The 8,372-nt window shown below is 66.7% G+C and carries 9 protein-coding genes and 1 pseudogene; 9 read left to right on the forward strand and 1 reads right to left on the reverse strand.

Translation table 11 applies throughout. From position 1 onward, the window contains the following. From HG262_RS30270 to HG262_RS30280, 3 genes are all read left to right on the forward strand, one after another. Positions 1–644, forward strand: a 644-nt coding sequence (locus HG262_RS30270; protein ID WP_169274514.1) for a flagellar hook-length control protein FliK, incomplete at its 5' end; no start/stop codon positions are given. Continuing rightward, positions 644–961 (forward strand): EscU/YscU/HrcU family type III secretion system export apparatus switch protein, encoded by a 318-nt coding sequence (locus HG262_RS30275; protein ID WP_169274515.1) that lies wholly within the window; start codon positions 644–646, stop codon positions 959–961. The genes HG262_RS30270 and HG262_RS30275, both read left to right, overlap by 1 nt. Before the next feature lie 24 nt (positions 962–985). Beyond that, positions 986–1,789 carry a flagellar brake protein gene (locus tag HG262_RS30280; RefSeq protein WP_169274516.1) on the forward strand — a complete coding sequence of 268 codons (804 nt, stop codon included), beginning with the start codon at positions 986–988 and terminating at the stop codon, positions 1,787–1,789. Between the two features lie 68 nt (positions 1,790–1,857). Here HG262_RS30280 and fliE read toward each other — a convergent pair whose 3' ends face one another. Beyond that, entirely contained in the window at positions 1,858–2,190 is a 333-nt protein-coding gene (gene fliE, locus HG262_RS30285; RefSeq protein WP_105560508.1) for a flagellar hook-basal body complex protein FliE, read from the reverse strand. 331 nt (positions 2,191–2,521) lie between these two features. Between fliE and fliF the strand changes: the two genes are divergently transcribed. The 6 genes and pseudogenes from fliF to HG262_RS30315 form a co-directional block, all read left to right on the forward strand. Further along, a complete protein-coding gene (gene fliF, locus HG262_RS30290; RefSeq protein ID WP_169274517.1) occupies positions 2,522–4,189 on the forward strand; it encodes a flagellar basal-body MS-ring/collar protein FliF in 1,668 nt (555 codons plus the stop codon). Next, positions 4,179–5,189: a flagellar motor switch protein FliG gene (fliG, locus tag HG262_RS30295; RefSeq protein ID WP_035212612.1), complete on the forward strand. Its 1,011-nt coding sequence runs from the start codon at positions 4,179–4,181 to the stop codon at positions 5,187–5,189. The genes fliF and fliG overlap by 11 nt, the downstream gene beginning before the upstream one ends. Next, entirely contained in the window at positions 5,182–5,925 is a 744-nt protein-coding gene (fliH, locus tag HG262_RS30300; RefSeq protein WP_169274518.1) for a flagellar assembly protein FliH, read from the forward strand. The genes fliG and fliH overlap by 8 nt, the downstream gene beginning before the upstream one ends. Before the next feature lie 53 nt (positions 5,926–5,978). Further along, entirely contained in the window at positions 5,979–7,451 is a 1,473-nt protein-coding gene (fliI, locus tag HG262_RS30305; RefSeq protein WP_169274520.1) for a flagellar protein export ATPase FliI, read from the forward strand. After that, the gene (gene fliJ, locus HG262_RS30310) at positions 7,444–7,893 is read left to right on the forward strand and encodes a flagellar export protein FliJ (protein WP_169274519.1); all 450 of its coding nucleotides are present in this window, start codon (positions 7,444–7,446) and stop codon (positions 7,891–7,893) included. The genes fliI and fliJ overlap by 8 nt, the downstream gene beginning before the upstream one ends. A gap of 24 nt (positions 7,894–7,917) precedes the next feature. Further along, a pseudogene (locus HG262_RS30315) lies at positions 7,918–8,372 on the forward strand (flagellar hook-length control protein FliK); the annotation flags it as partial.

An 8,372-nucleotide genomic window follows, 5' to 3' on the forward strand; every position in this document is an offset into this window, starting at 1 on the left:
AGGCGCTGCGCCAGGCGCTGCAAACCAGCGGCCTGTTCTATGAATCGCATTTGACCAACATGGTGTTTGGCCGGGTGAGCCCATCGTCGCTGCAGAATGAGCCACAGGCCAAGTTGAGCAAGGACGACATCCCGCAGAACGCCGCGCCAGCACGCAGCCGTCCGGAGGCCCCCGCCACCGGGCGCGCAGGCGGCGGCGCGGATGCGCCATCGGGCAGCGGCTCGTCCGCCACGCCCGCGCCGGGCACGCCGATCGCCGGCATCCATCAGGACCTGACCGTGCTGGTGCGCCAGCAACTGGATGTGCTGGCCAACCAGTCGCTGGCCTGGCAGGGCGAAGCCTGGCCAGGCACGCCGATGGAATGGGAAGTGGAACGCGACCCCTATGGCGGCGACCCCGATTCGGCGACGCCCACGTGGGCCACGCGCCTGAAACTGGATCTACCCCGCCTTGGCCTGGTGGACGCCCGACTGAACCTGGCCGGCGACCAGATCGTCCTGCAGCTGGTCGCGCCGCTGGCCGCCGCCGAGATCAATGACGCGTCCGACCAGTTGCGGTCGCGCCTGCTGGCCGCGGGCCTCACCCTGAGCAATCTGGCGGTCAGCGTGACGGATCCCCGCCCTGCCATTCCGAACGACTTCTGATGAGCATCGCCCCCTACGCCGAGGACAACGGCCCCAACGCCAACCGCAACGCGGCGGTCGCCATTTCCTATGACGACAAGGATGGCGCCCCGCGCGTCGTCGCCAAAGGCTACGGCCAGTTGGCAGACACCATCGTCCGCGCCGCCGAAGAGAACGGCTTGTACGTGCACGAGTCGCGCGAACTGGTCGGACTGCTCATGCAGGTGGACCTGGACGCACATATTCCCCCCCAACTGTACGTAGCAGTGGCAGAATTGCTGGCCTGGCTGTATCGCCTGGAATCGCGCGAGCTTCCCGACGCCGCGCCACCCGCCTGACCTCACTCTCTAAGGACCACCATCGTGTTGGATGCCAGCGACCCGGAATTCCTGCTGACCCGGCCGGAAGACATGCGCTCAGCCTTGTTTGAACTGACGCACCCCGACAGTCACATCCTCGTACGCGACGCCGCCGACCGCGAAATGGCCGTGCTGGTGCTGGGTGCAGACAAGCAGACCCGCCAGTTCTTCTGGCGCCCGCGCGACTATGCCGGCGCCGACTTCGAACAGTCCGACAGCATGGGCCTCTTGAGCGGCACGACGTTCCACTTCCATGCCACGGCCTACGGCGGCGTGCAGATCCGCTTTCGCGTGCAGCGCCCGGAAGTCATTCATTTCGATGACGGCAGCGCGGCGCTCATGTCGCCCTTCCCTGACCGCCTGGCCCGCATCCAGCGCCGCAAGATGTTCCGCGCTTCGCTTGCGACCGGCCCCGGCCTGTGCCAGGCGACATGGCAACCGGACCCCAAGCAGAAGCCCTATCGCTTCACCGTGCGCGACATTTCGGTGGATGGCGTGGGTCTGCGTGTGGAACTTGCGGTGCCCATCCTGCCGGAACGCGGCACGGTGATGGAAGACGTGCAGCTGGATTTCGGCGACCTGGGCAAATTCAGCGCCAACCTTGAAGTGCGCAATGTCTATCCGATTTCGGGCCAGCCGATGATCCAGCCCGACAGCCCGGACGAACCCGCGCCCAGGCATGTATCGCTGACAGGCGAACCGCCGATGAGCCACGTGGGCGCCGTGTTTCTGAATCTGGATGCGCGCCAGGAAAACTGGCTGCAGAAAGTGGTGTGGCGCCTGGAAAAAGGGGCGCAGCGCGATTGATGTGCAAAGGGCCTTCCATCTGAAAGGCCCTTTTGCAATGGCCCGCATGGCGGACCAGGATCGATGCCTTAAACGGCCATCGAGGAGATTTCCTTGTAGGCCGCAACCAGCTTGTTGCGCACCTGCACCGCCGTCTGAAAGCCAAGGCTGGCTTTCTGCATGTCGATGATGACATCGTTCAACGAAATGTCGGGCGCGCCCATCTCAAAGGCCTTCGCCTGGGCCGACGACGCGTTCTGCGCCGCGGTCACGCGGCGGATCGAGCGCTGCAATTCGGCGGCGAAGCCATCGGGCTGGCCGACCATTTCGCCTGCGGCGAGATTGCCGGTTTCCGCTTTGCTCACGACGGTGCGCATCTGCTGGAGCATGCTTTCGATGCCGGACAAGCCTGATACAGCCATTACCTGATTCCTTGCTGGTGGGGCATGACGCCAATGTTGCACAGAGCGTAACGCCGATCTCGCGCCTTCATAGCGGATAAAAACCGCCAAAAACCCCGACATTTCACCGAATGCCGTGTCCCGGGTCCCATGCCATGGCCGCGGCTGCCGCCTTGCCGTGGACATAGAGGATAAGTAACGCCAAAAACCCGCCGTTTTCAACGATTGGGATTGTCGTACCAACGGCAATAATCCAGGCTCTCCCCAGACCAGAAGCACGTTGCATGTGTAATCTGCCCCACCCAGACATGAAGTCCTTTTCCTTGCTCCGCGTAGCCAGCGGGAGCCATCGATGAATCAGCAGGCCACTCTGAGCTCGTCGCTGCTGGCGAAGTTCCCCGCCCTGGAAAAGCTACGCGCGCTGCCCGAGCCGATCCTGCTTGGCGCGGCGGCCGCCGTCGTTGCGCTGATCGTCGCCGCCGTGATGTGGGGCAGCGAACCCAAATACAAGGTCCTGTTCTCGAACCTGGACGACCGCGACGGCGGCGCCATCGTAACGGCGCTGGGCACGATGAACGTGCCCTACCGCTACAACGAGACCGGCACCGCGTTGCTGGTGCCGGCCGACCGCGTGTACGACGCCCGGTTGCAACTGGCCTCGCAAGGGCTGCCGCGGGGCGGTTCCGTCGGTTTCGAACTGATGGACAACGCCCGCTTCGGCGCCAGCCAGTTCGCCGAGCAGATCAACTACCAGCGCGGTCTGGAAGGCGAGCTGGCCCGTTCGATCGAAGCCATGCACACCGTGCAGCACGCCCGCGTCCACCTGGCCATGCCGCGCCAGTCGCTGTTCGTGCGCGAACGCCAGGCACCGACCGCGTCAGTGCTGCTGAACGTCTACCCCGGCCGCAGCCTGAGCGACGCCCAGGTGTCCGCGATTTCGTGGCTGGTGGCCTCCAGCGTGCCCGAACTGACCGCTGAAAGCGTCTCCATCGTCGACCAGAACGGTCGTCTGCTCTCCGCGCCGCTGGGCGAAGGACGCGGCATGGACGCCGACCAGATGCGTTTTGTTCGCGAAACGGAACAGCGCACGGTCGAACGCATCCTGACCATCCTGAATCCGCTGGTCGGCCCCGGCAACGTGCATGCCCAGGCCAGCGCCGACGTCGACTTCGCCCGCCGCGAAGAGACGTCCGAAGTCTATCGTCCCAACCAGGAACCGGGCCAGTCCGCCATCCGCAGCCAGCAGACCAGCGATTCCACCCAGCGCGGCGTAAACCCCGCCCAGGGCGTGCCCGGCGCGCTGTCGAACCAGGCGCCGGCCAACGCGCAAGCCCCCATCGCCAATCCGCCCGCGCCGCAGCCGCCCCGCCCGGGCCAGCCGCAGCAGCCGGCCAATGCGCAGCAGCAACAACAGACCGGCACGCAGACCGCCGCCACCAATCTGAACGAACGCCGCGACGCCACCACCAACTATGAAGTGGACCGCACCATCAGCCACATCAAGCAGCCGGTGGGCAACCTGAAGCGCCTGTCGGTCGCCGTGGTGGTGAACTACATCCGCGACAAGGACGGCGAGCCCCAGGCCCTGCCGCCCGAGGAACTGAACAAGCTGACCAACCTGGTCCGCGAAGCCATGGGCTATTCCGAAACGCGCGGCGACTCGCTGAACCTGGTGAACAGCCAGTTCAACGATGGCCCGCCGCCGCTGCCGATGTGGCGCGACCCGGAAATGATCGCCCTGTTCAAGACCATCCTGGCCTGGCTGGTGGGTCTGGTAGTTGCCTTGTGGCTGTACCGCAAGGTGCGCCGTTCGGTCACCGAGTACCTGTATCCGCCGGTTGATCCGGAGATGGCCGAGGCCGAGCGTATCGAGGCCGCCCGCGAGGCCCAGGACGTGGCCCGCACGAAGGAAGTCAACCGCTACGAAGACAACCTGGAACGCGCCCGCACGATGGCCAATAAGGATCCGCGCGCCGTCGCGATGGTTCTGCGCACCTGGATGAGCAAAGATGAAAAATGATTCCACCCCGATGGACGGCATGACGCGCAGCGCCGTCCTGATGATGTCGCTGGGCGAGGACGCGGCGGCCGAGGTCTTCAAGTACCTCAGCGCCCGTGAAGTGCAGCAGGTCGGCGCGGCGATGGCCAGCCTGAAGCAGGTCACCCGCAACGACGTGGCCGTCGTCCTGGAAGAATTCCGCCAGGAAGCCGACCAGTTCATGGCCGTCACGCTGGGTTCGGACGACTACATCCGCAGCGTGCTGACCAAGGCGCTGGGCAGCGACCGCGCCGCCGGCCTGATCGAAGACATCCTGGAAGCCGGCGACGGCGGCAGCGGCATCGACGCGCTGAACTGGCTGGACCCCAACACCGTGGCCGAGCTGATCGGCGACGAACACCCGCAGATCATCGCGACGATCCTGGTGCACCTGGAGCGCGACCGCGCCGCCGGCGTGCTGGCGTTGCTGACCGATCGCCTGCGCAACGACGTCATGCTGCGCATCGCCACCTTCGGCGGCGTGCAGCCCGCGGCGCTGTCGGAACTGACCGAAGTGCTGAACTCCGTGCTGGCCGGCCAAGGCGCCAAGCGCAGCAAGATGGGCGGCGTGCGTACCGCGGCCGAGATCCTGAACATGATGAATTCCTCGGACGAGGAAACCGTCGTGGCCAGCCTGCGCGAGCGCGACAACGACCTGGCGCAGAAGATCATCGACGAGATGTTCGTCTTCGACAACCTGCTGGACGTCGAGGACCGCGCCATCCAGCTCATCCTCAAGGAAATCGACAACGACACGCTCATGGTCGCCCTCAAGGGTGCGCCGGAAGAGCTGCGTGCCAAGTTCCTGCGCAACATGTCCAGCCGCGCCGCCGAAATGCTGCGCGAGGATCTGGAAGCCCAGGGCCCGATCCGCATGTCGAAGGTCGAAGCCGAACAAAAGAAGATCCTGCAGATCGCCCGCCGCCTGGCCGAAAGCGGCCAGATCGTCCTGGGCAACTCCGGAGACGACGCGTATGTCTGAAGCGGACAACGGCGCGACGACGCTCATCTCGCGCAGTGCCGCCTGGCGGCGCTGGCAGATGCTGTCGTTCGACGAGCCGGCGGCCGTCGAAGTGGAGCCCGAACCCGAACCCGATCCAGGCCCGGACCCCGCCGTGGTGATGGCGCAACTGCGCGCCCAGGCGATGGCCGAAGGCCGCGAGGAAGGCTATGCCCACGGCCATGCGGCCGGCGTGGAAGCCGGCCAGCAAACGGGCCACGAAGCGGGCTTCGCCGAAGGGCGCGAAGCCGGCTTCGCGGAAGGGCTGGCCCAGGCGCGCGAACAGGGCGCCGCGGAAGCGCAGCGCCTGCACGCGCTGGTCGAAGCCTGCGCCGCATCGGTGGGTTCGCTAGAAGAAAAGATGGGCCAGAGCTTGTTGACGCTGGCCCTGGACATCGCGCAGCAGGTCGTGCGCACGACCCTGGCCGAGCAGCCCGACACGGTCGCGGCCGCTGTGCGCGACGTCCTGCACATCAATCCGTCAGCGGGCGGCCAGATGCGGTTGTGGGCCAACCCCGACGACATCGAACTGATCCGTCTGCACCTGGCGGATGAACTGAAAGAAGGCCATTGGCGCGTCCTCGCCGACGAGTCCATTGCACGCGGTGGCTGCCGCGCCGAAACGCCCTACGGTGACATCGACGCCACGCTGCAGACGCGCTGGCGCCGGGTCGCGGCCTCGCTGGGCCGCAACGTCTCCTGGGAGGAGCCGGCGTGAACGGCCATCCGGCTCCGGTGCAATCCGGCCAGACGGCGGCGCAGCCGACGCCCGTGCCTGCCCCACTGGCGCCTGCCGCGCCGGCTGCTGCCGTCCCGATCATCGACCGCTGGAAAACCCAGTTGGAGATCGGCTCGATCCGCGCCGCGTCGACCGACCCGTGGCTGGTCAGCGGCAAGATCACTCGCGCGACCGGCCTGGTGCTGCATGCTACCGGCCTGCGCCTGCCGGTCGGCGCCGCCGCCCGCATCGAAATCGCGCGCGGCCATGACCATTGGGCCGATGCCGAAGTCGTGGGCTTCGACGGCCACACGCTCTACCTGATGCCGCAGGCCGACATTTCCGGCCTGCCGCCCGGCGCACGCGTCGTGCCCGGCGAACCGCCCGTGCAACGGCAGATTCCGCTGCCGCGCAAAGCCGAATTGAACGGTAACGCAAAGCCCCAGCTGGGCCGCCACCTGCCCGTCGGCAACGCCCTGCTGGGCCGCGTGCTTGACGGCGCCGGCCGCCCGCTGGACGGGCTTGGCCCATTGACGGGCGCCGAGCTGGCGCCGTTGTCCGCGTTGCCCATCAACCCCTTGTCGCGCGCGCCGATCGACACCGTCCTGGATACGGGCGTGCGCGCCATCAACGGCCTGCTGACCGTCGGCCGTGGCCAGCGCATGGGCCTGTTCGCCGGCTCCGGCGTGGGCAAATCCGTGCTGCTGGGCATGATGGCCCGCTACACGAAGGCCGACGTGATCGTCGTGGGACTGATCGGCGAACGGGGCCGGGAAGTCAAGGAATTCATCGAGCACAACCTTGGCCCCGAAGGCCTGGCGCGCTCGGTCGTGGTGGCAGCGCCTGCCGACGTGTCCGCTTTGCTGCGCCTGCAAGGCGCCGCCTACGCGACGCGTCTGGCCGAGCATTTCCGCGACCAGGGCCTGGACGTGCTGCTGATCATGGACTCGCTGACCCGCTACGCGATGGCGCAACGGGAAATCGCGCTGGCTATCGGCGAGCCGCCGGCCACCAAAGGGTATCCGCCGTCGGTGTTCGCCAAGCTGCCCATGCTGGTCGAACGCGCCGGAATGGGCGCGCCCGGCCCGTCGGGCAAGGCCGGCTCCATCACGGCGTTCTACACCGTGCTGGCCGAAGGCGACGACCAACAGGATCCGATCGCCGATTCGGCGCGCGCGATCCTGGACGGTCACGTCGTGCTGTCGCGCCATCTGGCCGAGGCCGGGCACTACCCCGCCATCGACATCGAGGCGTCGATTTCCCGCGCGATGACCTCGTTGATCACACCGCAGCAATTCGCCGTCGTGCGCCGCTTCAAGCAGAACCTGTCGCGCTACCAGCGCAACCGCGACCTGATCGCCGTGGGCGCTTACGCCGCCGGCAACGATCCGCAACTGGACGAAGCCATCGCCCGTTATCCCCGTCTGGAGGCGTTCTTGCAGCAAGACATTGGCGAGAACGTCGGCTATGACGACGCCGTCAACCAGTTGCGCGCCAGTTTCGAATTAAGGGACACCTATGCCTAGCCAATTGCCCTTGGACATGCTGATCAACCTGGCCAAGGAAAGCACGGATGAAGCCGCGCGCCTGTTGGGGCGGTTGAGCGCCGAACGCACCAACGCCGAGCGCCAGTTGGGCATGCTGAATGACTACCGCCAGGACTACCTGGAACGCCTGCAGCAGGCGATGACGACGGGCATGTCGGCCAGCGACTGCCACAACTACCAGCGTTTCATCGGCACCCTGGACGACGCGATCAGCCAGCAACAGGCCGTGCTGATCCAGGCCGACGAGAACCTGGCCAAGGGCCGCCAGTACTGGCAGCAGGAAAAACGCAAGCTCAATTCCTATGACGCCCTGGCGCAGCGCGAAATGCGCGCGCAGGCCGTCGTGGAATCCCGCCGCGAACAGCGCGCCAACGATGAATACTCCGCCCGCCTGGTTCAACGCCAGGCAGGCCTGCACTAAGCAATACCTCACAGGAAGCCCCAGATGACCGCTCCCCTGCCCTTGCCCACGATCGCCCCCGTCGCGCCGACTTCGATCGCCGACGCGCTTGGCGCCAACAAGTCCGCGTCCGCGAACAAGAAAGGCCCGAGCTTCTCCGACGTGTTGGCCCAGCAGCGCCCGAAGGCGTCGGCCGATTCGCGTCCCGCGAACAACGGCGCCAAGGCGCCCGGCAAGAACGCCAACGCCAGCGACCCGGCCAGCAAGGCTGAAAACGCTGCCGCCGGCGCGATCGACGATGCGGTGAAGACAGCCGCCACCGCCGAGGCCGGCGCACTGGCCGTCGCCGCCACGCAACAGCCGGCAACGCCCGTCCTGCCGCAGCAGGCGCTTGAGATCGCCGCCCAGGCCGCCGAGCAGGTGCAGCTTGCGCGTGGCAACGCCCAGGCCGCCGCGGCTGCGATGAACTCCGGCGCCGCCGTGTTGACCGCCACGCTGAA

This window comes from Achromobacter sp. Bel, from assembly GCF_012928505.1.
Lineage (GTDB): Bacteria > Pseudomonadota > Gammaproteobacteria > Burkholderiales > Burkholderiaceae_B > Achromobacter.